Source organism: Marinomonas arctica (assembly GCF_003259225.1).
Lineage (GTDB): Bacteria > Pseudomonadota > Gammaproteobacteria > Pseudomonadales > Marinomonadaceae > Marinomonas > Marinomonas arctica.
Genome location: NZ_QHJF01000003.1, coordinates 124748 through 149182 on the forward strand (window position 1 = coordinate 124748; position 24435 = coordinate 149182).

The window sequence follows — 24435 nt, forward strand, 5'->3', positions numbered from 1 at the left end:
TAAATAGTTGAAATAAAAATAAACCATTGATTTTATTAGAAATTTCAAGTTGGCACGGACTTCGCTATAGAGAAGATAACCCGATTTTATTCACCTAGGTCAAAAGGATACAAGCATGTTATCTCAACAACATATAGACACAGTCAAAGCCACGATTCCCTTATTAGCGTCCGCTGGCCCGGCTATTACCGAACATTTTTATCAGCGTATGTTTGCTCACAATCCGGAGCTAAAACACGTGTTTAACATGACCCACCAAAGAACGGGCGGTCAGCCTGCGGCTTTGTTCAATGCCATCGCCGCTTACGCGACACACATCGATAACCTCGAGGTATTAACTGGCGCTGTGATGCGCATTGCCCATAAACACACCAGTTTTAATATTCAACCAGATCAATACGACATTGTTGGCCACCACCTGATTGAAACCTTACGTGAACTCGCCCCAGATGCTTTTACCCAAGACGTAGAAGAAGCTTGGGTAGCGGCTTATGGACAACTAGCGGATATCTTTATCAAAGTCGAAGGTGATCTGTATGCCGAACGTGCCGCGCAACAGGGCGGTTGGAAAGATTTTCGTCGCTTCCGTGTTGCCTCCAAAACACCAGAATCCGACTTGGTCACCAGCTTTGTGTTTGAGCCTGTCGATGGTGGCGCGGTAATCGGCTACCAACCCGGCCAATATCTGGGCGTTAAGTTACACCCAAAAGGCAATGAGTTCGATGAGATACGTCAATACTCGTTGTCCACCACGCCAAATGGCAAACACTATCGCATCAGCGTCAAACGTGAAGGTGCAGGCGATATCAAGGGCGTTATGTCGAATTACCTGCACGATCACCTAAACGTGGGCGATGAAATCGAAGCCATGCCACCTGCCGGTGATTTCGTATTCAAAGACAAGCAAACGCCCGTCGTACTGATTTCTGGTGGCGTTGGCTTAACCCCCATGCAAGCCATATTGGATACACTCGCCAAGCAGCAATATAGCCACCCAGTCAGCTATTTACACGCTTGTGCGCACCAAGGCCAGCATTCCTTCAAAGAGCACGTGAACAGTTTGAAAGGACAACTGAATTTGTCCGTTCACACTTGGTACGAGCAAGCTGACAATGAAGAAGAAGGCGTGTTAAACGGCATGATGCAATTAGAAGCAATAAAAGACAGCTTACCGCTGACGGATGGCGAGTTTTACTTATGTGGACCCGTTGGCTTCATGATGTTTGTCAAACAGCAACTACTCACCCTAGGCGTAGAAGCAGACCGCATTCACTACGAATTATTCGGCCCGCATCAGGAAGTGTGATATTTAGCTAAACGCTCTGCTTAAACGGCAATAACGCGTGGGTATCTTGATGATACTCACGCGAATAAGCATCGTAATCCAGCCCATTAGATGCGCTTTTATCTGACTTCAATAACAATCCAATTAACGTATTTGGCTGGCTAAAAATTCAAGTAACTAAAATTCAAAGTAACTATAATGAAAATTATTATGGGCCTGCCAATAAAGCGCTGTATGTTGCAAAAGCAAATGGCCGTAATCAAGCGGCCTTCACGTCTGCATAAAATAGCGTTATCTTAACCCTCAATATTGTTAAAAATAGATTCAACAACTCAATGTTAGACCCTTCCTCTCTCCAGGAGAATATAGATGCATGATGTTACTCGTCGTAGTCTGTTGAAACATGGTATCACTATAACAGGATTAACCGCATTATCACCTTATGCAGCGTCAGCCGTGCTGACTCCTAGAGCGACTGAAGGCCCCTTCTACCCAAGACAATCCATACGCTTTGATGACGTAGATAATGACTTGGTAAAAGTGCTTGGCACGCTAAAAGAAGCGGGTGGAGATATCATTCATCTCCAAGGCACGATTCGCTCGAAAGCGGGCCAGCCATTGGCTGGTCATAGAATCGAGATCTGGCAATGTGATGTTAATGGCAAATATCTTCATCCAGGTGATAACCGTAATTTTCCTTACGATACGGGCTTCCAAGGTTTTGGACATGACATTACAGATGCCGAAGGAGCCTACCATTTCAGAACCATTAAACCGACGACCTATCCTGGTCGTACTCCTCACATACATGTAAAGGTTTTTGATGGCCAGCGCGAATTACTGACCACCCAGTTCTACATTGCCGATGAGCCGCAAAACAAGTCAGATCGCATCTTTCGTCGCCTATCAGCCCAAGAAGCACAAAGCGTGTCTATGGTGTTTGTCGAAGACAAGGGTACGGTAACGACCAATGTAGACTTGGTGGTATAAAAGGCATTTCGCGCAAAAATGTCATTCATCGCTTAAACGGCAACATTTCTTGGGTATCTTGATGGTACTCACGCACGGCTTGGGCTTCTTCTTTGCAGAAGTGGCCGATGGCAATATGACCGCTTCCCACCGACTACGAATAGTCAAACGACGGCTTTCACATTCAAAACTGGTCATAAAATCGGAACCCTGCTGACCAACATAGCTTAGCACTCCTCATATGTAAGGAGTGCTTCTAAAGGTCGCGCTGTTTGACAATTAAGCAAACTTAACTTATATTTACTTGGCAGTTGTGGCGGTAGAGTCACCCCACGTTAAAAACAGAAGCACTCAAACAGAATGTTGTGGCAGTAGGATCACTCCACGTTAAAAACAGAAGCATCCAAACAGAATTTACTGCCTTTAAAAGCCCCTTTATGGGGCTTTTTTCGTATACACAAATTAAGGACATTTTGTGCTGCTAAAGAAGCTTGATCAATCTTTTTATGATGAGAATACTCATCTAAAAGAAGCGTTAGACCTTAAGAATGGAGTTTGGATTAAGGGTAAAACACGGGGATATGGCATCGTTTTGATTGAGTTAAACGGCCTTACTTTTGGCGTTCCTGTTCGGTCCAATATTAGGCACAAAGCGTCTTATATTACAAATCGAGGCAACCAGCCTGGCATACTTGGTAAAGGGTTGGATTACTCCAAAGCCTTGCTTCTTGCGAAACCTGATTATATTAGCTCAATGCCTTTCAAAATTGATACTCGACAGCATGAGCTTTTAAAAGATAAAGCCATCTTTATCTCCAAATCGTTTGAAAAGTACGTTACAAAATACGTTCGAGCAATTCGCAAGGCTGATAGCAATGTGCTGACTTCAAACGAATATCGCTACACTACCTTGCAAAATTATCACATCGAACTTGGTATTGAAGACCTAACTACCAAGTAGATTGAGAGGGGTTTCTAGGTATACTGCTTAAACGGCAACATTTCTTGGGTATCTTGATGGTACTCACGCACGGCTTCAGCTTCTTCTTCGCAGAAGTTACCAATGGCGTCGCGAAAGCCTTCGTGGGCGATGTAGTGAATGCTGTGGCTGAAGACAGGTTCGAAGCCTCGGGCGATTTTGTGTTCCCCTTGGGTGCCTGGGTCAAAATGCTGTAAGCCTTTTTCCAAGCAAAACTCGATGCCTTGGTAGTAACAGGCTTCAAAGTGCAGGCAATCCACTTCTTCCATACAACCCCAATAACGGCCATACAAAGAATGATCGTCGAAGAAGCACCAAGAGGCGGCGATGGCTTCGCTTTCTCGAAAGGCTTGCACTAAGAGGATTTGCTCGCCCATGTCTTGCGCTAATTGGCCGAAGAATTCGCGGGTGAGATAACCCTGTTGTCCGCGTTTGGCGTAAGTGGATTGATAGCACAGATAGAAAAAATCGATGTCGGCTGGGGTTAAATCGCGGCCGATGGTTCGAGTCAGTGTGATGCCTTCCTTCGCGACTTTTTCGCGTTCCTTACGAGCAGTTTTGCGTTTGCGTGAAGAGAAGTGTGACAAGTAATCTTCCATGTCTTTATAACCACGGTTAAACCAGTGGAACTGACAGGAAATGCGCTGTACCAGATCTTTGTTTGATGCAAACAAGGCTGCGTGTTCTGGCTTGGTAAACAACAAATGCCAGCTGGAAAAGTCGCGTTCTTGATTCGCTTGGGTCATTAACTCCGCAAGCGCTGGGTACAGATGCGAGAACTGTACATCATCGCCTTTTGGGTCAAGGTGTGAAAAAAGCCGCACTCCAGTCACAGGGGAAAATGGAATCGCCCAAATGCGCTTTGGAAAGTAACGCATGCCGTAACGTTGGTAAGCATCCGCCCAAGACCAATCAAACACAAATTCGCCTTGCGAGTGGGTTTTCAAATAGGTTGGGGCAATGGCTAGCGGGCTGTCGTCGTCATCTATTACTAATAAATATTCTGGATACCAGCCTGTGCCGTCGCCAATGCTGTTGCTTTGCTCTAACGCCTGATGAAAAGCAAATTGCGCAAAGGGATAACGTGTTTCTCCAATAGCAGCTTGCCATTTGGCTTCGCCTATTTGATCAACCGAATTAAACCATTGCGCTTTCATACTACTTTCCTTTCTGTCGCTCATTGCAAAGGCCGTTTGACTTACATCTGTTTGCGCATTTCATCCACTAGACTGGCGGTTTCAGGTCGTATTTGTCGCCATAAATAAAAAGCCTCTGCGGCTTGGCCGACCAACATACCCAGACCGTCCGCTCCATCGGCGCCACGCTCATGAGCCCATTGTAAAAAGACCGTGCGATCTTTGCCATACATCATGTCGTAACACCAAGTGCCGTCACTCACTAAGGTATCTTTTAAGGGTGGCAGACTGCCCGTCATGCTCGCTGAGGTGCCATTTATGATGATGTCGAAAGGGCCATCTAACGCGTCGAAAGACGACGCGAGACAATCAAATTGATCCGCTAAGGCTTGCGCCTTTTCGACGGTACGATTAGCAATGGTGACAGATTCAGGGTTTTCGGCCAAAACAGGTTCAAGCACACCACGCACCGCGCCACCAGCGCCCAGTAGAAGAATGCGTTTATCCGTTAAACTCTGACCGTGATTATGGATGATGTCACGAACCATGCCGATTCCATCGGTATTGTCGCCGAACAAGTCGCCATTTTTGCCCATCATTAAGGTATTCACGGCACCCGCTTGCTTGGCTCGCTGACTTAATATGTCGCACATGGCATAAGCGCGTTCTTTAAAGGGCACCGTAATATTCAGACCCTTTCCACCTTTTTCAAAAAAGTCTCTGACTTGATTCTCAAATTCAGCCAGATCACCCAGCAAAGTCGAATATATCAAATTTTGTTCCGTTTGCTGAGCAAAATAAGCATGAATCCTAGGAGATTTGCTATGAGCAATCGGATTTCCGACAACGGCGTATTGATCCAAAATATGTCCTCTTTTATTGAAACGCTAAAGGCAATGACGCAACCGTAGACAGCAAGCCCATTACACCCATAACCAATCTTTCGAAGTGAGATAGTACTCGGTAAGCTTGGCTTCTGCGCTATCGGTCTCGACCTGATATTCGTACGTCCAGCGAACTTCGGGGGGTAACGACATCAAGATAGATTCCGTACGGCCCAAGCCACTTTGTAAACCAAAATGTGTGCCTCGGTCGAAGACCAAATTGAACTCCACATAACGGCCACGACGATGCAATTGAAAATCCCGCTGCTGCTCATTGAATTCATGGTCTTTGCGACGCTCTAGAATCGGCAAGTAGGCCTGTGTATAAGCATCACCAACGGCTCGCATCATAGCAAAACAATGCTCAAAAGTGCCTTCATTGAAATCATCGAAAAACAAGCCACCAATACCACGAGGCTCTCCACGATGTTTTAAATAAAAATACTCATCGCACCACTTTTTAAAGCGTGTGTAATACCCTTCGCCAAAAGGTTCGACGGCATCGTACGCGGTTTGATGCCAATGGATACAGTCCTGATCAAAGCCATAATAAGGCGTTAAATCAAAACCCCCACCAAACCACCAGACCGGATCCATACCGTCTTTATAAACGATAAATAAACGCACGTTCGCGTGAGAAGTGGGTGCAAAAGGGTTATTTGGGTGAATGACTAAAGACACGCCCATGGCTTCAAATCGGCCTCCTGCCAGTTCTGGACGATCGACCGTCGCAGACGGAGGAAGGTTGTCGCCCATCACATGGGAGAAATTCACGCCGCCTTTTTCTATAACCTCACCACCCGCAATAACACGAGTCCGTCCGCCACCGCCGTTGGGCCTGTCCCAAGCGTCTTGCTTAAAACGCGCTATCGGCTCGACACTTTCTAATGTCGAGCAAATATGGTCTTGCAGAGACAAGAGGTAATCTTTAACCGCCTGAACATCGAGGCGGGTGACCGTGGCTGGTGAGCTTACTGACATGACATGCTCCATCGTGTCTTCTCTTAATGAAAACCGCTTTACAAAACGGCTTAAAAAAGCGTTAAAAAATGGCTAAACAAGAGCCTAAAAGTTGCACCCAGTCTACCATTGAAAAGATAGGTACCGCGAAAGAACTTATGAATGACAATGATGTTAATACAGATGAGAACCATCAGGACGCGTACGCAACAAATTTAACACCCACATATATTGCTCAGGATGTCGGGAAATCATCGCTTCAAGAGCTTGGTTCATGATAAGCGCATCGGTTTCTTCGTCGCCACTGGGAAAATTTTCTAGCGGAGGAAAAATAAACAACTCGTATTTACCCGATGTCGCATTATAAGCGGGCAACATAGGAACAACGGTGGCATTGGTAAGCTTGGTCAACTTACCCAGCCCTTTCATTGTGGCTTTGGTTGACGCGAAAAATGGGGTGAAAACAGAATGCTGGGCACCAAGGTCTTCATCCGGTAAGTAATAGCCTAAAAAGCCATCTTTCACCGAGTTCATAAAAGGTTTAATGCCCGTACTACGACAATAAACTCGAGCCCCGTAACGCACTCGCTGTCGGTGAATCAGCCAATTGAAGATAGGGTTTTTCTGAGTACGTATCATAGCGACGGTTTTATACCCTCGAGCCGTCAGCATAATCCCCGCATAATCAATCGCCCAGCAATGTGGCACCAGCGCAATCACATTGTCTCCGCGATTCAACAACGGAAAGAGATGCTCTTGACCTGAAATAACACAGCGATCCTCACAATGCTGCTTGCTACGCACAAGCAATTCGCCATACCCAACAAAATACTGCGCAGCTGTCTGGAAGCTATGCTTAAGCAGGGCTTCGCGTTCTTCCAAAGATTTCTCCGGAAAACATTGCTCTAAATTAATCCGCGCTCTTTTTAACGTACTGCTTTTGGTATTCAACAATCGACACGCAATCCAACTCGCCAATTTGTCACGCCAACGCAACGGAAAAAAGGCAACCACCAATGACACTCCCACCCCTAGCCAAGTTAACCAAAACTTTGGATGAAGAAATCGCCACTGAAAAGTTGGATTGTATAAATGCTTGTCAGCACAGTTCATTGTTCAACATGTCGCATAAATTGTGGAAGCTTTATGATACATCAAACCTCTGGCACCTTAAATTGATATCTTTTTTGTTACTTGCCATAACGTTCACGCCAATCAGACAAGGCATGATCGAACAACACAGGCTGATTCGTACCTTGTACTAAAATCGATGCGCCATGCAAACACGCTAACAATTGACTGGCTTGCATTAACGCCGTGTCTTCATCTGTCTGATCCAAACGCGCAAACACCTGACTCAGCCAAGTAAGTTTCAGCTGATAAAACACAGATAACTCTGTGCAAACCTCGTCTGGCAAGATCGATTTGTCAGACGTCAGCATGGTACACAAGCTCATATTGCGCTGTTCGACGATCTTGGCTTTAAAACCATTGATAAAACCATTTAACAACACCCTAGGATCGAGTCTTTCATCCTTTGGATTTGGCAGTAATTGCGAAAATAGCTCAGTATAACGCGCCATCACAGCGGCCACCAAATCCCCCTTGGTCGGATAGTGATAGTGAACACTTGCACTCTTGATACCAACCGCTTCGGCGATGTCGCGAAAACTGAATGCGTTATAACCGCCTTGCACAATAAAACGCTCAGCTGCGTCCAAGATGTTTGTTTTGGTATCGTTTTTTTCAATGCTCATTCGGGTGTCTCATTATTTCATCTATCTAGTGATAGATATTTTATTGACCCATCGTAAATCCACAAGTTATATTTAGTCTATCTAGTGATAGGTAGAAAAGCCATATTTCACAGAACATCATTGCAGGAGAGAAAGAATGACATACGATCTCGTTGTACTAGGAAGCGGTCCTGGCGGTTATGCGGCGGCGTTTCGAGCTGCCGATTTAGGCTTAAGCGTTGCCATGATAGAACGTCATAATACATTGGGCGGCGTTTGTTTGAACGTTGGCTGTATCCCGTCTAAAGCGCTGTTGCATGTCGCAGGCAAAATCCTTATGGCTGAAGAACCCGCCCATGGCGTGCAATTTGCTAAACCAACCATCAACTTGGAGGACATTCGCCAACACAGACAATCTACCGTCGACACTTTAACTGGCGGTCTTACAATGATGGCCAAAGGCAGAAAGGTTACTGTCATTCATGGGGAAGGGACGTTCGATTCGACCAACTCCATCACCGTCACCAAAGACGGACAGTCACAACAAGTCGATTTTAAAAACGCCATCATCGCCGTTGGTTCCCGCGCCATTAAATTGCCGTTTGTGCCTTATGACGATCCACGGATTTTAGACGCCACCAGCGCTCTACAACTCGAACGCATTCCAGAACATTTACTCGTCCTTGGCGGCGGCATTATTGGCGTGGAAATGGCCACGGTTTACCAAGCACTTGGCGCGAAAATTACCGTCGCGGAACTTGGCGAGCAAATCATGACCGGCGCAGACAAAGACCTCGTGCGTGTCTTCGAGCAAGTCAACAAAGACCGTATGAGTTTTTTAACCAAAACCCAAGTCACTAATATAGAAGCCACACCAGAAGCCTTGAACGTCACCATGCAAGACAAAGATGGCGAGCGAAGCCTTTCAGTGGATGCCGTGCTGGTCGCCGTTGGTCGCTCGCCGAATGGCAAAACCGCGGGTATTTCCGACATCGGCGTCAAATTAGACGAACGTGGTTTTGTACTGACAAATGAAAAGTGCCAAACATCTGTACCCAACATTTATGCGATTGGCGACGTCACTCACGGCCCAATGTTGGCGCACAAAGCGTCCCATCAAGGCCATACCGCCGCTGAAGTCATTGCGGGTCACAAGGTTGATTTCCAACCACTCGCCATTCCGTCCATCGCTTATACCTTTCCAGAAGTGGCCTGGGTTGGTTTAACTGAAACGGAAGCAAAAAAACAAAACATCGCCATAAAAACCGCCGTTTTCCCATGGACAGCCAGCGGACGAGCCATTGCCTCAGGGGTAACCCAAGGCAAAACCAAACTCATTTATGACGAAGCAACAGAACGCGTCTTAGGCGCTGGCGTCGTGGGTTCCCACGCGGGAGAATTGCTCGGTGAACTGACACTCGCCATTGAATTCGGCGCCACACTGGAAGATATCGCCTTAACCATCCACGCTCATCCCAGCCTACACGAAACTGTTGGCTTAGCCGCGGAACTCGGAGCAGGGACAATTACCGACATGCCGAATAAGAAGGCGGGGGAAATGAACAAAGCTCCTTGATGATAACAAGACTATTGGGGGAGAGGCCTATACCGCTCACCCATCATCATTGCAGTTAGGCCAAAACCAGAAATCAGCTAACCAAAACAATATGTTGTTCTTCGTCGTAGCTAAAATTGAGAACTATCTGGATTTGGCTTTCTTCAAGGTGCAGCTTAGAAACAAGGTCAAACGTGCCTTTTTCCGCTTTATCGGCAAAGGCTTTTAATTGCTTTTCCAACATCACCCAAGCGACTTCATCCCTTGCTTCATCCACTCCAACAAGTTCGATGGAATGCGTCCGCTGCCAAGCAAAATACGCCAGTGAATTCGCCTTAATATCCGTACTACCATCAGCTGCCGAAACAACATAGTTCAACCCACATAGAGAAAGTTGTTGTTTTAAATACACTTTCCATTGCTGCATGAACTGATCTAAATAGGACAAACTTAATTCTCAACTATTATTTTTTTGACTTTGCTTCATTTGATTAAGCCGCTGTCTAAATGAATCTCTCTCTTGTCCACTAAACTTTATGTATTTTGATAGCTCCTCAAAGATTTCAGGGTGTAATATTTGAGGAGGATTGATCGCATTCATTCTTCCAGGAAAAGTTAAAGTATTACGTTTTTTTAGTGAATAAAAACAATTCTGCCAAATCAAACTTGATCTCTGAGGATGCTGTCTAGTGGAGAGAACTTTTTCCAAATGCCCGCCTACCAGCTTAAATAAATGAGGGGTAGTCTCATACTGAGTAAATTTCTCTTTCTCTAAATCCAATTTTCGTCGAGATTTCGTGACACCCCCTGTATTCGGGTCTTTTTCTATTGGAATTTCTCTGTTTAAGTCTTGGCACCATCGGCGGATAAGCCAAACGACCCGATCTAGAGAAAAGATTTCATCCCCTTTATTCCAATGAGCCGTAGTAAGGTATCGGTTCGAACCCGTTTGATCTAAATACTCTATAAATTTTATATCTTTTTCAGGTAAGCTAAATTCAAGGCCTTCAATTTTAACAACTTCTTCATAAGCTTTTTTTAGACTATGGTTAATCTTACTAGAGCTAACGCGATTGAATAGCAAAATAGCTTTTAAGTATTTTTCAACAGCTTGTAATGCCATCCAGTTAAACTGGATCATTAACCCCTCCCGAAAGCAAACCCTAGCTGTTATATAGTCTTGGTCGGCAACATCTCTAAAGCAACGAACAGCATAGTCATTTACAAAACTATTTAAATGATCCTTTTTCATCTCTATCCTCCTCCAAAAATAGTCTTGATCCTAATCTAACTAAAAACAAATTGGCATCGAATTATCTCTCAATTTTAATTGACTACTTTTTATACTAAGCGTATTTTGGATACAAAATCCATTTTTACTTTTTGCTAGTAAAATCCTTCAATTTCTTAAAAAAAGGTCGCGAATGATGGGTCGTTCTGTTTTAGATGTGAGTGTTTTCAACGGTATCATGCCGGCGCTGATGACGCCTTGTAAGGCGGATCGCACGCCAGATTTCGATAATTTGGTGAAGAAGGGTAAGGAGATGATCGCGGCGGGCATGTCGGCGGTGGTGTATTGCGGTTCGATGGGCGATTGGCCTTTGTTGACCGATGCAGAACGCATGGAGGGCGTGGAGCGCTTAGTGAATGCAGGCATTCCTGTGGTGGTTGGCACGGGGGCGATTAATACCAAATCCGCAGTGGCCTTGGCGGCGCACGCGGAAAAAGTCGGTGCGGCGGGTTTGATGGTGATTCCTCGAGTGCTGTCTCGTGGCTCGGTGATTGCCGCGCAACGTAACCACTTTAAAGCGATTTTATCCGCTGCGCCCTCCATTCCAGCGATTATCTACAACAGCCCTGTGTATGGTTTTGAAACCCGCGCGGATTTGTTTTTTGCGCTACGTGCTGAGCATAAGAATCTAGTTGGCTTTAAAGAATTTGGCAGCAAAGAAGCCTTGCGTTATGCCGCAGAGAACATCACCTCCCAAGACGATGATGTTTTGCTCATGGTGGGGGTGGATACGGCGGTCTACCACGGTTTTGTCAAATGCGGCGCGGTGGGTGCCATCACAGGGATTGGTACAGCGTTGCCAAACGAAGTTTTGTTACTCGCCAACTTATGTAAGCTAGCAGCAAAAGGCAACGCAGAGGCTCGCGTTCGAGCCCAAGAATTAGAAGAAGCCTTTTCCGTTTTGGCCAGTTTCGACGAAGGCCCAGAATTGGTATTGTTCTTCAAATATTTGCTTGTCTTAAACGGCGAAGAAGCGTATCGATTACACTTCAACGAAACGGACGAGCTTAACGCCGCGCAACGTCGTTACTGTGAAGAACAATATGCCCTCTTCAAAGACTGGTTTGCGGATTGGGCTACACAAGGTGGAGTAATAGATACATGCAAGTCATAGACAGTCATACGGAAGGTGAACCAACCCGCGTTATTGTGTCTGGTGGGCCAGATTTAGGTTCTGGCTCATTGGCGGAACGCGCCAAGGTATTAGCGACAGAACATAAAGATTTTTATCGTTCCGTGGTAGCCGAACCCTATGGGCAAGAAGCCATGGTTGGCGTGATGCTGGTTGAGCCCGTCGATCCAACCTGCGTAGCAGGGGTGATTTATTTCGATGCCGCGGCGGTTATCGGTATGTGTGGCCACGGCACCATTGGCGTGGCTGCCACGTTAGCTCACATGGGTAAAATTGGTATGGGTACTCATAAGATTGAGACGCCCGTCGGCGTGGTTGAAGTCACCTTGTCTGATACCAATACAGTGACCGTGAAAAACGTTGCCAGTCATCGTTTGCACAAAGATGTAAGCTTAGAAATCGAAGGAATAGGTACAGTCTCTGGCGATGTGGCTTATGGTGGAAACTGGTTCTTTATTGTCGATAAAAGCCCTGTTCCTGTGGTTCCAAGTAATATTCGCAACCTCACTGACGTTTCGATCAAAATTCGTGAAGCCATTGAAGCAAAGCAATTAACAGGTACAGATGGCGGCATCATTGATCACATTGTTCTTTATGGACCAGCTTTGAACAAAAACGGCCACAGTCGTAACTTTGTTTTGTGTCCAGACAATGCTTATGATCGCTCACCTTGCGGCACAGGCAGCTCGGCTCGCTTGGCTTGTCTAGCAGCGGATAAGCGCCTTGCGCCCGGCGAAGAAATTATTCAAGAAAGTACCATTGGCAGTAGTTATCGTTTGAGCTATCAGCAAGTAACAAACGATTCCATTATTCCAAATATTACCGGACAAGCGTTTGTCACTAAAGAAGCCACGTTAATGATGAACCCCAACGACCCGTTGAAGAATGGCATTAGCTTGTCTTAATAGATTCTTCAAAGTCACAAAATAGCTTAGCGATAATGGGTGAAACCGAAATGGACAGTACAAAAAATCAGGATGTGATTGTAATTGGTGCCGGAATCATAGGCATTAGCATTGCATTAAAACTGCAATCCGAAGGCCGACAAGTGCTGGTGTTGGATCGAAAAGGCGTCGCTGCAGAAACCTCTGCGGGTAATGCTGGCGCCTTTGCTTTTGCCGATGTCATTCCGCTGGCAACACCTGGCATTATGCGCAAAGCACCAAAATGGTTAATCGACCCTCTTGGCCCCTTATCACTGCGACCGGCTTATGCACTGAAAATCCTTCCTTGGATGCTGCGTTTCTGGCGCGCCAGCTGGCAAGATAAGTATCAAGCCGCGTTAGCGGCGCAAGCCAGTTTAATGGCGGTTTCCAAGGCGGCGTTGGAGCGCCAAATCGACGCGGTAGGTGGCGAAGCCATGATCCGCCGAGAAGGGCAGTTGCAGCTGTATGAAGGCGAAGCAGAATTCAGTGCCAGTCTTGCCGGTTGGCAAACTCGACAAGCGCACGGCGTCGTCTATGAGTTTTTACTTAGTTCAGAAGCCATCGCCAAAATCCAACCCGGCATTCACCCTAGATTCACCCATGCAGCCTTTACCCCGGAATGGATAAACGTCTGCGATCCTGCCCAATGGACTCAGCACTTGGCCAACGAGTTTGAAAAACGTGGCGGTAAAATTGCCATAGCAGCCATCCATTCCATATCGATACAGCAAGATTCGGTGATATTAAAAAGCGACTCGGCCGATTATGAAGCCAATCAAGTGGTACTTTGTGCTGGTGCTTGGTCAAAAACCTTAGCGCAATCAATTGGCGACAGTTTGCCATTGGATACCGAACGAGGGTACAACACGACGCTGCCATCTGGCGCGTTCGATTTAAAGACTCATGTTACGTTTAGTAATCACGGCTTTGTAGTGACCAAAATAGGTGAGGGTGTTCGTGTTGGCGGTGCAGTTGAACTGGGTGGATTGGATTTGCAGCCAAATTTTCAACGTGCTGAGGTCCTGCTCGATAAAGCGAAAACATTTTTACCTAGTTTAAAAATCGAAGACGGAAAACAATGGATGGGATTTCGTCCTTCCATGCCTGACAGCTTGCCCGTCATAAGCTATGCCAGCCGCTCGAAACGCGTGATTTACGCGTTTGGGCATGGCCATTTAGGACTTACTCAATCGGCAGGAACCGCTGAGCTCGTCGCGGCGCTTGTTAGTAATGGCACACCAGACATTGATCTTACACCGTTTTCAGCGAATCGGTTTTAGCTATCTTCACTAACCCAACCCTTGAAGATAAGGAGGGAATATCACAAAACTAGAGCCCCCCTGCTAAGAGGGAGGCTGAGAGGGTTATTTGAATTTAGCGCCAAGAAATATCGATCCTATCACCATCCCCATACCGATTACATGCCCTGTCGTCAAAACCTCTCCTAAGACTAATAAACCAATTAACGCTGCACTAACCGGCATTAACCCTGTAAATAACCCTGCTATGTTGGCCGGAACTTCAGACATTCCTCTATACCAAAATAAAAATGACAATACACTTGCGGTAATAGAATAAAACAGCACCCAGTACCATAACTCTGCGCTGGGAATACCCCAGTCAAAAGTAAGCGCTTGCGGGATTGCCAATGGTAGAAACAGGAGCAAACCAACAAGATTAACACCGAACGCCATGCTCCAAGGGTGTACAGTCAACGATAACCGTCGGGAAAAAACAGCAAACAATGCCTCAGCAAAAACAGCACCTAATACCAAAGCATTGCCTAATATGCTTCCATTGCCAGAAGAACTTGCGTCCTGCAAATTTAAAAAAGTTATTCCCAGCACAGCAAAAAAGATAGCACCGAGACTTCGGACACCAATCTTCTCACGTAACCAAAGCCATGCCAACAAAGCGATTAATGATGGGAGTGAGCTAGTTATTACACCTGCACTGGTAGCAGTAGTGTAGGTTACGCCATAGAGCATGAACAAACTAAACAAAAAACAACCAAAAAATGATTGTAAAGATAAGCCATACCAAGCTGTCTTATTTAGACCTTTACGAAAAGATGGTAGAAGCATACCCGGAAAAAGCACAAGACTTGCAATCAAAAAGCGTAGCGCAGCAAAAAGAAAGACCGGTATCTCAGAGAGGACTAACTTTCCAATGCCAATATTACTACCCACCATACACATAGACATGGCAAGACATAAGTATGCAAATATTGGCACTTTAGCAATAGGTAAATTTAACCTTTTTTCAATGGTACTAGGTGTCGTGAATTTCAATTTCTTTCTCCGAGAATTTTTGCACCTACGCGAACCATGGTCGATCCATGTTTAATCGCACTTAAATAGTCACTGCTCATCCCAATACTTAATTCTGCCAATCTATATTTATCTTTAATATTCTTCATTTCCATGAAATAAGTAGAAGGATCCTCTCCGGCAGGGGGAATACACATAATTCCCGACACGTTTAAATTGTATTTATTAATACACTGATAAAATAAACACTCAAAATTTTCAGGTAACACACCAGACTTCTGCGGTTCACGTCCTATATTTATTTGTATGAAGCAATCAATTTTTCTCTTCTGAGATTGCATTTCACGAGCAATACGTGCAGCAGCTTCCTCTTTATCTAAAGACTGAATAACATCGAAAATTTTAACAATCTCTTTGATTTTTCTTGATTGCAATGTTCCAATGTAATGAAGTTTTATATCTGTGAATTCTCTTGCTAAATCAATCCATTTTTCACGTGCTTCATCAAGCCTACTTTCGCCAAAAATACGGTGCCCCTCCAATAATAAAGGCCGTATCCTTTCAATACCGTGAAATTTCGAAACTACCATTAATTGCAAGCTCTTATTTTCACCGGGGCACTGCTTTAACTCAGAATGAATGTCATCTTTAACAGAATGATAATTTTTAACTATTTCATTCATCGTTAATAACCTCAACTCCAGACTCAGTCACAGATATTTTAATTATAGTTTAAACTAAAACACCAGTTTCTTTAAGAACCCGTTCAACACCATGATTCCCAACTTTTTCGACGACACAAATAACTTCAGAAACATTTCCTCCAGCATCACGTATTGCTTTAATTAATGCAATCAATGCGCCGCCAGTACTAATCGTATCATCAATAATAGCAACTTTATCGCCAGGCAATACGCCATTTAAATACAAATCGCCGCGGAAGTACTCAGAATCAATTTTTACTCTGACTTCATTGTGAGTTCCTAAGCTATAAGGGTACCAGCGTGCTATTGCAAGTGGAGTGTTTGTCATAACGGAAACTAATGTAGCAAGTGGAGCCCCCTTGTCCTCTTCAGTAACTATCTTGTCTACATTAAAACTTCCTATCTTAACCACTTCTAGTGAGGCTTCCCATAGCACCTTTGGCCGAAGAGCTGGAAGTTGATCTGTAAACTCATTAACCGTAGTGAAATGATTACCTGATTTGACGACTTTTGCGGCTTTATACACGTCCTGCAGTAACATATTATCCTTAATTATTAATATAAATGATTAACTTCCACTGTACTCAGGATAGATTCCCGACCAGCGACTTTTATATTTCCAAGCAGAGTCGAAAAATAACGTTATTATTGTTTTCTTAGTTATTGTAGATAGCAGCTGCTCACATGCAAACAAATTTGCACCGCACGTAGGCCCAATTTCAAGCAGCTCATCTTCTATAAATTTTTTCATCCGTTCTCAAGATTGTTCTCCATCAACTGTAACTATTTCATCAATTACTGACTCGTTTGTGTTACAAGAAAGTACACCAGCACCTAGCCCCATCATGTTGTGAGGCTTGTGTGTAAATACCAGGTTATTTTTCTTTGAATACAAAGGAGCGGATTTGTCTACCTCAATCCCAATAGTTTTCAAGCTAGGATATCGAGCTTTTAGAACTTCAGCGATTCCAGAAAATGTTCCTCCAGTTCCAATCGAGCAAACAAAGTAATCAGGTATAATATTTTTTCCCTCTAATTGACTAACAATTTCATTTCCACATTGAAGCCATGCAGCCTTATTGAGAAGGCTAGAACCTTGATCTAAAAAATAAAAATCTTCAGGGTTCTTATCGAGCATATAATCTTTCGCAGCTTGAACGGATCCATTAAGAAATAGATTTTTATCCGTCTCAATAATTTCTGCCCCAAATTCTCGTATCTGATCTTTTCGTTCTTGTGTCATACCCTCAGGCATAAATATCTTTACATTATATCCTTTTCTTTTACCGATCCATGCTAAAGCTGCGCCACCGTTACCAGTCGAACAATCTACCAAAGTCATTCCTGGTTTAATTTCGCCGGCAGCCTCAAGTTCTGTAACCATATATAAAAAGGTTCTATCTTTATGGCTCCCGGTTGGATTCATAAATTCGCATTTTGCAAATACAGTATTACCATTTGCATCTATACTATTTACTTGGTGAAGGGGGGTGTTTCCGACATGATGTAAATTTAGTTCTTCGTCCATGCAATTCGCTCCAGTAACCATCAAGTAAGTTATCACTTTGCACTGTATTCATGCGGCTTACTTCTCTAATCATAGAGATCAAATTCACCATCCTTGAATTCAGGGTTAATTTTAGTAAAATGATATTTTTTATATTTGTCAATAAATTTATTAGTTCAATTTATTAATCCAAATGAAGATAAATACATATAAGCTGATAAAGCATCTGCGGATATACCAAAAAATTTATATATAACAATTAATTAATAAAAAATACGATGATAATATACATATCATCCATTCAAAATTTAATTATTTCTCTTAGCAGATTTAATATATAAAATTAAGTGTGCCATATTTGTATTAACTACCGATGCTCCACTCCAAGATCAGCATTCGCTCAAAGAACACGTAAACGGCCTGAAAAGCCAACTGAATGTGTCTGACACAAACTAACAGCGAATGAAAGAGGGCATATCCAAAGGCATGATGCAGCTAGAAGCGATTAAAAGCAGGTGATAAGTTTTACTTATGTGGGCTATTTGGTTTCATGATATTCATTAAGCAGCAATTGTTAACGCTCGGCGCAGAAGCAAACCGCATTAACTACGAATTATTCGGTCACATCAATAAATTTGATTTACCCTCTCCCTAACCTCCTTAAAAGACAGGGTATCAAAAGAAAACTACCGCCGAGCAGCGGTAATCCATTCAAGCACTTGGAGCTTGGTGTTTTCGATATGAGAGCGTAATTTATCAGCCGCACTTTGCACATTACCTTGCCGAGCTAAAGCAAGAAGATCACTATGATCTTGTTGCGCACTTTTTGATTTATTCAGCTGATCGATGTGCATACTCACATAACGATTGGATTGTAAGCTGGCACGTTCTAATAGATTGGTTGTTAACTTTCGATCCGCGGCCGCGTAAAGCGCACCATGAAAGGCAGCGTTTAACGGCCCCCATGCTGCAACATCGCCACTTTGGTATGAGACTTCCATCTCTTTTAGAATACGCTCGCAAAGCTGAAAATGTTCGTCTTGCATCAAGGGAATAGCGCGAGTGAAAAGATCTACTTCTAGCATCATGCGCACATCAAAGATTTCGGCAATTTCATCGAGAGAATGCTTGGTGACCGTAGCACCGCGATTATTGGTGAAAACCACCAGCCCCTCAGCATCGAGACGCTTTAATGCTTCACGAATCGGCATGCGCGACACATCGTATTCTTCCGCCAACAACTCCTGACGAATGAGCTCACCTTCCGCAAGATCACCAGACAAAATACGCTGACGCAAATCGGCCGCTATAACATCGGGCAAACTCTGACGAACCACCGCTCTTTTCTGCGCCAATCTACTACTCCTTCGCGAGCTAAACACTTCGAAATCAAAAGTGTGTAATATTGGCCTATTATACGCAAAAGCGCCGCTAACGTGAGGTTAGCGGCGCTTTTTTTCGTCTTTCATTCATGATGACAGGCGCTAACAAGATGATTCAATGTTTGAAATACTTCAAACATTGAATTGATAGCTTCTCATTTTTCAAACTGTGGCCATTGCCTACTATCGATTGGTATTAAAAGTGCTAAGTTAATAACACACTGCACTGACAAATTATCCTCCTTAGCCAAGTCTGGAGTCTTTATGAAAGCAATACTATCTCAGGCCACTTTGTTGAAAAGCCAATCTTATATTGGCGGCGAGTGGGTCGCGGCCAAGTCTGGTAAGACGTTCGCGATAACCAACCCAGCCAATGGTGAACACATTATCGATGTGGCCGATTTGGGCGCAGAAGAGACAACGCTGGCCGTTGAGGCGGCTGAAAAAGCCCAGAAAGAATGGCAAGGCCGTACCGCGAAAGAGCGTGCAACGCTGTTGCGTCGTTGGAACCAGTTGATTCTGGACAATCAAAACGACTTAGCGACCTTGATGACCTTGGAGCAAGGTAAGCCTTTTGCCGAAGCTAAGGGCGAAGTGGCTTATGGTGCGTCTTTTATTGATTGGTTTGCGGACGAAGCGCGTCGTTTGAATGGTGATGTGATCCCAACATTCGCTAAAGACAAGCGCGTATTAACTATCAAACAAGGCATTGGTGTGGTGGCGGCGATTACGCCTTGGAACTTTCCGATTGCGATGATCACCCGTAAAGCCGGACCCGCACTCGCTGCAGGCTGTACTATCGTAATCAAGCCTTCTGACGAAACCCCTTTGTGTGCCTTGGCATTGGCTGAGCTAGCCCATCAGGCTGGCATTCCAGCAGGCGTATTAAATGTTGTGGTTGGTAAAGACGCGAAAGCCATCGGCGGCGTATTAACGAGTCATCCAACGGTTCGTAAGTTGTCTTTCACAGGCTCAACACCGGTAGGCAAATTGTTGCTTTCTCAGTGCGCGCAAACCGTTAAACGTACGTCGATGGAATTGGGCGGCAATGCACCTTTTATCGTGTTTGATGATGCTGACTTAGACGCTGCGGTAGAAGGCGCCATTGCCTCTAAATACCGCAATGCGGGCCAAACTTGCGTGTGTGCAAACCGTATTTTAGTGCAAGAAGGCGTGTACGATGCGTTCGCCGAGAAGCTGGCGAAGCGTGTTGCCACTTTTAAAACAGGCGATGGTTTTTCTGAAGGCGTGAACATTGGTCCGCTAATCAACCCAGCGGCAATCAGCAAAGTGGAACAATTGGTTGGCGATGCTATCGCTAAGGGCGCGAAAGCGCTGATCGGTGGTACAAAGGCGACTCATGCGGGTGCTCAGTTCTTCGAGCCAACCATTTTAACTGGTGTCACAGAAGACATGGACATTTTCTCTAATGAAATTTTTGGTCCTGTGGCGCCTTTGTTCAAATTTAAAACCGAAGACGACGCCGTGGCTATGGCAAACAATACCCCATTTGGTTTGGCGTCTTACTTCTATTCCCAAAATATTGCGCGTATTTGGCGTGTGTCTGAAGCCTTGGAATACGGCATGGTGGGGATTAACGAAGGCATTATTTCCAGTGAAGTCGCGCCATTTGGCGGTGTTAAAGAATCGGGCAGTGGCCGTGAAGGTTCCCAATACGGCATCGACGAATACGTTGAAATCAAATACTTATGCATGGGCGGCTTGGCGTGAGGCTTCACCTCACACAGCCTCTCTAATATCGATTAACAAGCGGAGCAACCGCGCCGCTTCATGTGCATAGAGCTTGCTCTCATTAAGGTAATAGACAAAATGAAAAACGCAGACATACAAAAACGTAAAGAAAGTGCGATCGCTCGCGGTCAAGCAAATATGGCACCGGTTTATGTTGACCGTGCTTTAAACGCTGAAATTTGGGATGTGGAAGGCAAGCGTTATATCGATTTCGGTGCGGGTATCGCCGTGGTAAACACTGGCCATAACCATCCGAAAGTAAAAGCAGCGACCATCGCTCAAATCGAACGTTTTACTCACACCTGCGTCATGGTCAGCCCATACGAATCCGCGGTGGCCTTAGCAGAAAAGTTAAACGCAGCAGCGCCTGGTAACACACCGAAGAAATCTATCTTCGTCACCACCGGTGCGGAAGCGGTAGAAAACTGCGTCAAAATCGCCCGTGCACACACTGGCCGTCCTGGCATCATTGCTTTCAACGGTGGCTACCATGGTCGTACCAACATGACCATGGGCTTAACCGGTAAAGTGAACCCTTACAAAATCGGTTTTGGCCCTTTCCCAAGCGACATTTTCCATGTTCCTTACCCAAATGACTATTTAGGAATCACCGAAGAGCAAGCACTTGCTGACCTGCAATTGCGCTTTACTTGTGATATCGAGCCTTCACGCGTGGCGGCTATCATTATCGAGCCAGTACAAGGTGAGGGTGGTTTCTACAAGGCGTCTACCAGCTTCCTACAGAAACTTCGTAAGCTATGTGACGATCATGGCATGTTGCTGATTCTTGACGAGATCCAATCAGGTTTTGCGCGCACTGGCACCATGTTCTGCCACGAACAAGCGGGCATTGAAGCGGATCTAATGACTACGGCAAAAGGCATCGCTGGCGGTGTACCGTTAGCCGCTGTGGTGGGTAAAGCTAATATTATGGACGCGCCAATTCCTGGTGGATTAGGTGGCACTTACGGTGGCTCTCCGGTTGGTTGTGCAGCGGGTCTTGCTGTATTTGAAGTCATTGAAGAAGAAAAGCTGTGCGAGCGTGCCACGCAGATCGGTACACGCTTTGTTGAGCATCTGACGGCATTACAAGCGGAATTTCCAAACATTATCGGTGATGTGCGTAACTCTGGCGCCATGATTGCGGTGGAATTCGTTCACGATGGCGACGTCAACAAACCTTATCCTGAACTGGCGAAAAAGCTGTCAGGCAAAGCGTCTGAAAATGGTCTAGTGCTTTTGTCTTGTGGTATTCGCGGTAACGTTATCCGCTTCCTACCAGCGTTGACGATTGAAATGGAACTGATCGACGAAGGTATGGAGATTTTTAAAGACTGTTTTAAAGCGTTGGTTTAATCAAATCTCGTTAATGAAACAAAAAAACCGGCCTTGGTAAAATAAGGCCGGTTTTTTTATTCTCGTATGTTATTGTGGCAAATAGCCATTTACCTTGTCTTGAAGCTGCAGAACTCGATCAAGAGGCACGCCTTTAACCTGCTGATGCATACCCGACAACGCTGACTTAAAAGTCGATAAATCCTCTTCTGTCGGCTCATACACGTCGATGCCTGCGGCTATAAGCGATTGTTTCTGGACAGTGTCAGATTGATTCACCCAACGAAACACGTCTTTCTGAGCTTCAATAGAGGACGCGGTAAACTGTCTTTGCTCATCGGTTGATAAATTGTCCCACCAATACTGGGAAGCCAACGCCAGCCGCGCAGACATAATGATTTTTGCGTCGGTAAAATAGTGCAAAAGGTCGGTTTGATTAAACATTAACGGGACGGATGAAGCGTTGATATACCCATCAACAATGCCTGTTTTTAGCGCGTTTGACACTTCTGAAAGCGGCACAACCACACCGCTTGCCCCCATCATTTCAAACATACTTAACTGATTTGAATCCAGCGCCCGCATACGCAAACCCACCATATCACTGACAGTCGCAATGGGCTTTTCACTGTTAAAAATACCCAAAAATGCGCCTGTTGGTAACACCGCTAATACGCGCAACCCCTCACTGGCGAGGCGTTTATTGATTTCATCAAGATAATCGCTTTTTGCAAAAAAATGGTACTGATGATCTACATTTTTAAAGGTATAGGGGAGTTGTAACACCTGCATTTCAGGTACAAACTGTGTCGCCGCAGAATATCTAGACAAAGAAACATCCAAGGTACCTGAACGAACACGACTAACACGCTCTTCTTCGCTGCCAATCGTATCTCGAGGAAATACGTTGATTTGCCAGCCTTTTTCTTTCAACGACTGAACTAAATTATCCACATATCGATAGCTACCCGACTTTTCTCGATCGGGATCCGTATCCAAGGCAACGTTCACTGATGCCGCACTGACAGAACAAGCAAACAACATCATAGCCGATGTGACGATTATTTTTTTCATGGCACAGCCTTAAATCCAGACAGTTATCTTTTCTCGACAAGGGATCCTGCATAATGCCTACGCTCTTTCATCTTAACGATTTCAGCACAGACACTCAGGCCTCAAAGTATAGAATCAAAAGACACTAAAATGCGAAGAAATCCGACGTTTATCTGTTTTTTTGTTATGGAAAAGCAACGCTTTTTTTGACTAAAAAACATCAAAATGGCATGTGAACATTATAAGTTTATCTTAATAATGTCTGTTTCTTCTCGTCATACTTTTCGATCAAGATCAGGTCTCATGCTCTGAATAAGGCGGCAAACCTATGTCTCTTTTCAAATACTCAGGCATATATTGTGCTTTCAGGTAAAAATCTCGGATTTGACGACGTCGTCTTTGCTCGGCCGCTCTTTTTTTAAACGCGGCATATCCCTCAACCATCTTAGTATTTAACCACAGTAATAGCGTCCACATACCCATCCCTCCTGTTGATAAGGACTTTATTGTGTCGCTAAAAAGAGGTAAAAACGAACACGATATTCTTACAGATTAGATTAGAAAATCTTATGAACAATATTTTTATGGACTATGTTTTATGAGCAATCGCATCACTCACCTCAAAGCCGCGCATTATTTTTCTGTTGCTAGCCAGGTATTAAGTTACACCAAAGCCGCAAAGCAGCTTCATGTTTCTCAAGCGGCAGTAAGCCAGCAAATTCGTTTATTAGAAGATTATCTAGGTGTGCCACTCTTCTATCGTTTGGGACGAGAAATGCGCTTAACCAGTCAAGGGCAAGTGTTATCTGAGCATTTAGCTAAAGCCTTTACCCATGTAGAGCAAGGGTTAGAAAGTGTAAAACTTGAACCCTTCGAAGGCACGTTACAGGTTTCAGGTCTACAGAGCTTTGTATCCCTTTGGCTGATGCCAAAGCTGTGGCGTTTTTCCCACTTACACCAATCTATCAACATCAAACTCTTTTCGTCTGATGAACGCGAAGACATCCATTCCGGCAAGATAGATATCATCATTGATAACGTCATCAATAGCCAAGACAACATAGCCCAGAATCTAATTTTGTCTTCCGAAATCATTCCAGTTTGCGCTCCAGAACTGGCAAAAAATATTCGTTTCGAATACCCAACAGACTTGCTCAAATGCTGGCTAATACAGGTGGATACGCCTATTTATCGGTGGGAGACCTGGTTCGAAGAACAACAGATCTCGCCACTGCGTAGTAAAAAACGACTCTGGGCAGAGGTTAATTCTTGGTACATGGGTATCAGCGCCGTGAAAGCCGGCCATGGTGTCTTTTTGTGTCCACGGTTTATGGTGCAAGAAGAGTTAGAACAAGGAATACTGATACAAGCTTTTCCAACAGCACTGAGTAATAGAATAAATTTTTACGTGAACTTCGCGAAAAATTCACCAAGAAAAGCCAGAATTGACGCCTTTGTCGATTGGCTAAGAGAAGAAAGTGGCGGACAAAACAGTAACGAGATAACACCAAAGCCACATCAGCCACTGCCTTGGCCTTAAAAAAAGGCGTTCCCAGAGGACCAGAAACACCTTCACCGG

At 44.7% G+C, this 24435-nt stretch carries 24 protein-coding genes; 10 read left to right on the forward strand and 14 right to left on the reverse strand.

The window, feature by feature from the left end; all coding sequences use genetic code 11:
• Positions 1 to 115 precede the first annotated feature (115 nt).
• From hmpA to tenpIN, 3 genes are all read left to right on the forward strand, one after another.
• Entirely contained in the window at positions 116 to 1306 is a 1191-nt protein-coding gene (gene hmpA, locus DK187_RS02310; RefSeq protein WP_111605726.1) for an NO-inducible flavohemoprotein, read from the forward strand.
• Positions 1307 to 1654: 348 nt separating this feature from the next.
• Entirely contained in the window at positions 1655 to 2275 is a 621-nt protein-coding gene (locus tag DK187_RS02315) for a dioxygenase family protein (RefSeq protein WP_111605727.1), read from the forward strand.
• A gap of 454 nt (positions 2276 to 2729) precedes the next feature.
• Positions 2730 to 3215 (forward strand): type III toxin-antitoxin system TenpIN family toxin, encoded by a 486-nt coding sequence (gene tenpIN / locus DK187_RS02320; protein ID WP_111605728.1) that lies wholly within the window; start codon positions 2730 to 2732, stop codon positions 3213 to 3215.
• 14 nt (positions 3216 to 3229) lie between these two features.
• Here tenpIN and DK187_RS02325 read toward each other — a convergent pair whose 3' ends face one another.
• The 5 genes from DK187_RS02325 to DK187_RS02345 all read right to left on the reverse strand — a co-directional run bounded on the left by DK187_RS02325 (position 3230) and on the right by DK187_RS02345 (position 7970).
• On the reverse strand, positions 3230 to 4390 hold the full coding sequence (locus DK187_RS02325; RefSeq protein ID WP_111605729.1) for a GNAT family N-acetyltransferase: 1161 nt from the start codon (positions 4388 to 4390) through the stop codon (positions 3230 to 3232).
• 41 nt (positions 4391 to 4431) lie between these two features.
• Positions 4432 to 5232: a shikimate dehydrogenase gene (gene aroE, locus DK187_RS02330; RefSeq protein WP_111605730.1), complete on the reverse strand. Its 801-nt coding sequence runs from the start codon at positions 5230 to 5232 to the stop codon at positions 4432 to 4434.
• Positions 5233 to 5292: 60 nt separating this feature from the next.
• Complete coding sequence (hemF, locus tag DK187_RS02335; RefSeq protein WP_111605804.1) at positions 5293 to 6234, reverse strand: oxygen-dependent coproporphyrinogen oxidase; 942 nt, start codon at positions 6232 to 6234, stop codon at positions 5293 to 5295.
• A 153-nt stretch (positions 6235 to 6387) separates the two neighbouring features.
• The gene (lpxM, locus tag DK187_RS02340; RefSeq protein ID WP_111605731.1) at positions 6388 to 7326 is read right to left on the reverse strand and encodes a lauroyl-Kdo(2)-lipid IV(A) myristoyltransferase; all 939 of its coding nucleotides are present in this window, start codon (positions 7324 to 7326) and stop codon (positions 6388 to 6390) included.
• 77 nt (positions 7327 to 7403) lie between these two features.
• Positions 7404 to 7970 (reverse strand): TetR/AcrR family transcriptional regulator, encoded by a 567-nt coding sequence (locus tag DK187_RS02345; protein ID WP_111605732.1) that lies wholly within the window; start codon positions 7968 to 7970, stop codon positions 7404 to 7406.
• Positions 7971 to 8106: 136 nt separating this feature from the next.
• Here DK187_RS02345 and lpdA point away from each other — a divergent pair, with 136 nt between their 5' ends.
• The gene (gene lpdA, locus DK187_RS02350; protein WP_111605733.1) at positions 8107 to 9525 is read left to right on the forward strand and encodes a dihydrolipoyl dehydrogenase; all 1419 of its coding nucleotides are present in this window, start codon (positions 8107 to 8109) and stop codon (positions 9523 to 9525) included.
• A gap of 73 nt (positions 9526 to 9598) precedes the next feature.
• Here the strand turns inward: lpdA and DK187_RS02355 are convergent, their stop codons facing one another.
• Both DK187_RS02355 and DK187_RS02360 read right to left on the reverse strand, forming a co-directional pair.
• Complete coding sequence (locus DK187_RS02355) at positions 9599 to 9952, reverse strand: hypothetical protein (protein ID WP_111605734.1); 354 nt, start codon at positions 9950 to 9952, stop codon at positions 9599 to 9601.
• A 9-nt stretch (positions 9953 to 9961) separates the two neighbouring features.
• Positions 9962 to 10756 (reverse strand): HEPN domain-containing protein, encoded by a 795-nt coding sequence (locus DK187_RS02360; protein ID WP_111605735.1) that lies wholly within the window; start codon positions 10754 to 10756, stop codon positions 9962 to 9964.
• Positions 10757 to 10928: 172 nt separating this feature from the next.
• On the opposite strand from DK187_RS02360, the gene DK187_RS02365 reads away from it, so the two are divergent.
• Genes DK187_RS02365 through DK187_RS02375 form a run of 3 tightly spaced genes read left to right on the forward strand, consistent with a single transcriptional unit; the run spans position 10929 to position 14133 of the window.
• Positions 10929 to 11909, forward strand: coding sequence for a dihydrodipicolinate synthase family protein (locus tag DK187_RS02365; RefSeq protein ID WP_223232269.1), 981 nt, complete (start codon positions 10929 to 10931; stop codon positions 11907 to 11909).
• Complete coding sequence (locus tag DK187_RS02370) at positions 11897 to 12832, forward strand: 4-hydroxyproline epimerase (protein WP_111605737.1); 936 nt, start codon at positions 11897 to 11899, stop codon at positions 12830 to 12832. Before DK187_RS02365 ends, DK187_RS02370 begins: the two co-directional genes overlap by 13 nt.
• 50 nt (positions 12833 to 12882) lie before the next feature.
• Positions 12883 to 14133 carry an NAD(P)/FAD-dependent oxidoreductase gene (locus tag DK187_RS02375; RefSeq protein ID WP_111605805.1) on the forward strand — a complete coding sequence of 417 codons (1251 nt, stop codon included), beginning with the start codon at positions 12883 to 12885 and terminating at the stop codon, positions 14131 to 14133.
• An 84-nt stretch (positions 14134 to 14217) separates the two neighbouring features.
• Here the strand turns inward: DK187_RS02375 and DK187_RS02380 are convergent, their stop codons facing one another.
• The 5 genes from DK187_RS02380 to DK187_RS02400 form a co-directional block, all read right to left on the reverse strand.
• Entirely contained in the window at positions 14218 to 15144 is a 927-nt protein-coding gene (locus DK187_RS02380; RefSeq protein WP_204355568.1) for a DMT family transporter, read from the reverse strand.
• Positions 15141 to 15806 carry a YggS family pyridoxal phosphate-dependent enzyme gene (locus DK187_RS02385; RefSeq protein WP_111605738.1) on the reverse strand — a complete coding sequence of 222 codons (666 nt, stop codon included), beginning with the start codon at positions 15804 to 15806 and terminating at the stop codon, positions 15141 to 15143. The genes DK187_RS02380 and DK187_RS02385 overlap by 4 nt, the downstream gene beginning before the upstream one ends.
• A gap of 49 nt (positions 15807 to 15855) precedes the next feature.
• A complete protein-coding gene (locus DK187_RS02390) occupies positions 15856 to 16368 on the reverse strand; it encodes a type I phosphoribosyltransferase (RefSeq protein ID WP_111605739.1) in 513 nt (170 codons plus the stop codon).
• A gap of 216 nt (positions 16369 to 16584) precedes the next feature.
• Complete coding sequence (locus tag DK187_RS02395; protein ID WP_204355569.1) at positions 16585 to 17355, reverse strand: cysteine synthase family protein; 771 nt, start codon at positions 17353 to 17355, stop codon at positions 16585 to 16587.
• Between the two features lie 665 nt (positions 17356 to 18020).
• Positions 18021 to 18689 carry a GntR family transcriptional regulator gene (locus DK187_RS02400; RefSeq protein WP_111605740.1) on the reverse strand — a complete coding sequence of 223 codons (669 nt, stop codon included), beginning with the start codon at positions 18687 to 18689 and terminating at the stop codon, positions 18021 to 18023.
• A gap of 291 nt (positions 18690 to 18980) precedes the next feature.
• Between DK187_RS02400 and DK187_RS02405 the strand changes: the two genes are divergently transcribed.
• Together DK187_RS02405 and gabT are read left to right on the forward strand one after the other, a co-directional pair.
• A complete protein-coding gene (locus DK187_RS02405) occupies positions 18981 to 20447 on the forward strand; it encodes an NAD-dependent succinate-semialdehyde dehydrogenase (protein ID WP_111605741.1) in 1467 nt (488 codons plus the stop codon).
• A gap of 99 nt (positions 20448 to 20546) precedes the next feature.
• Positions 20547 to 21824, forward strand: a complete 1278-nt coding sequence (gene gabT / locus DK187_RS02410; protein WP_111605742.1) for a 4-aminobutyrate--2-oxoglutarate transaminase — start codon at positions 20547 to 20549, stop codon at positions 21822 to 21824.
• A gap of 69 nt (positions 21825 to 21893) precedes the next feature.
• On the opposite strand, the gene DK187_RS02415 is transcribed toward gabT, so the two are convergent.
• Together DK187_RS02415 and DK187_RS02420 are read right to left on the reverse strand one after the other, a co-directional pair.
• Positions 21894 to 22877, reverse strand: coding sequence for a TRAP transporter substrate-binding protein (locus DK187_RS02415; protein WP_111605743.1), 984 nt, complete (start codon positions 22875 to 22877; stop codon positions 21894 to 21896).
• Between the two features lie 273 nt (positions 22878 to 23150).
• Positions 23151 to 23333 carry a hypothetical protein gene (locus DK187_RS02420; RefSeq protein ID WP_111605744.1) on the reverse strand — a complete coding sequence of 61 codons (183 nt, stop codon included), beginning with the start codon at positions 23331 to 23333 and terminating at the stop codon, positions 23151 to 23153.
• Between the two features lie 121 nt (positions 23334 to 23454).
• Between DK187_RS02420 and DK187_RS02425 the strand changes: the two genes are divergently transcribed.
• Complete coding sequence (locus DK187_RS02425) at positions 23455 to 24396, forward strand: LysR substrate-binding domain-containing protein (RefSeq protein ID WP_111605745.1); 942 nt, start codon at positions 23455 to 23457, stop codon at positions 24394 to 24396.
• Positions 24397 to 24435 lie beyond the last annotated feature (39 nt).

Bases quoted from the DNA above. Each gene is read 5' to 3' on its own strand.
- DK187_RS02370 (WP_111605737.1), top strand. From the start codon at position 11,897: ATGCAAGTCATAGACAGTCATACGGAAGGTGAACCAACCCGCGTTATT.
- DK187_RS02420 (WP_111605744.1), bottom strand. From the start codon at position 23,333: ATGTGGACGCTATTACTGTGGTTAAATACTAAGATGGTTGAGGGATAT.
- lpdA (WP_111605733.1), top strand. From the start codon at position 8,107: ATGACATACGATCTCGTTGTACTAGGAAGCGGTCCTGGCGGTTATGCG.
- DK187_RS02395 (WP_204355569.1), bottom strand. From the start codon at position 17,355: ATGGACGAAGAACTAAATTTACATCATGTCGGAAACACCCCCCTTCAC.
- DK187_RS02365 (WP_223232269.1), top strand. From the start codon at position 10,929: ATGATGGGTCGTTCTGTTTTAGATGTGAGTGTTTTCAACGGTATCATG.
- gabT (WP_111605742.1), top strand. From the start codon at position 20,547: ATGAAAAACGCAGACATACAAAAACGTAAAGAAAGTGCGATCGCTCGC.
- DK187_RS02375 (WP_111605805.1), top strand. From the start codon at position 12,883: ATGGACAGTACAAAAAATCAGGATGTGATTGTAATTGGTGCCGGAATC.
- DK187_RS02425 (WP_111605745.1), top strand. From the start codon at position 23,455: ATGAGCAATCGCATCACTCACCTCAAAGCCGCGCATTATTTTTCTGTT.
- DK187_RS02390 (WP_111605739.1), bottom strand. From the start codon at position 16,368: ATGTTACTGCAGGACGTGTATAAAGCCGCAAAAGTCGTCAAATCAGGT.
- DK187_RS02325 (WP_111605729.1), bottom strand. From the start codon at position 4,390: ATGAAAGCGCAATGGTTTAATTCGGTTGATCAAATAGGCGAAGCCAAA.
- DK187_RS02415 (WP_111605743.1), bottom strand. From the start codon at position 22,877: ATGAAAAAAATAATCGTCACATCGGCTATGATGTTGTTTGCTTGTTCT.
- lpxM (WP_111605731.1), bottom strand. From the start codon at position 7,326: ATGAACTGTGCTGACAAGCATTTATACAATCCAACTTTTCAGTGGCGA.
- DK187_RS02315 (WP_111605727.1), top strand. From the start codon at position 1,655: ATGCATGATGTTACTCGTCGTAGTCTGTTGAAACATGGTATCACTATA.
- DK187_RS02360 (WP_111605735.1), bottom strand. From the start codon at position 10,756: ATGAAAAAGGATCATTTAAATAGTTTTGTAAATGACTATGCTGTTCGT.
- DK187_RS02405 (WP_111605741.1), top strand. From the start codon at position 18,981: ATGAAAGCAATACTATCTCAGGCCACTTTGTTGAAAAGCCAATCTTAT.
- hemF (WP_111605804.1), bottom strand. From the start codon at position 6,234: ATGTCAGTAAGCTCACCAGCCACGGTCACCCGCCTCGATGTTCAGGCG.
- DK187_RS02345 (WP_111605732.1), bottom strand. From the start codon at position 7,970: ATGAGCATTGAAAAAAACGATACCAAAACAAACATCTTGGACGCAGCT.
- DK187_RS02385 (WP_111605738.1), bottom strand. From the start codon at position 15,806: ATGAATGAAATAGTTAAAAATTATCATTCTGTTAAAGATGACATTCAT.
- hmpA (WP_111605726.1), top strand. From the start codon at position 116: ATGTTATCTCAACAACATATAGACACAGTCAAAGCCACGATTCCCTTA.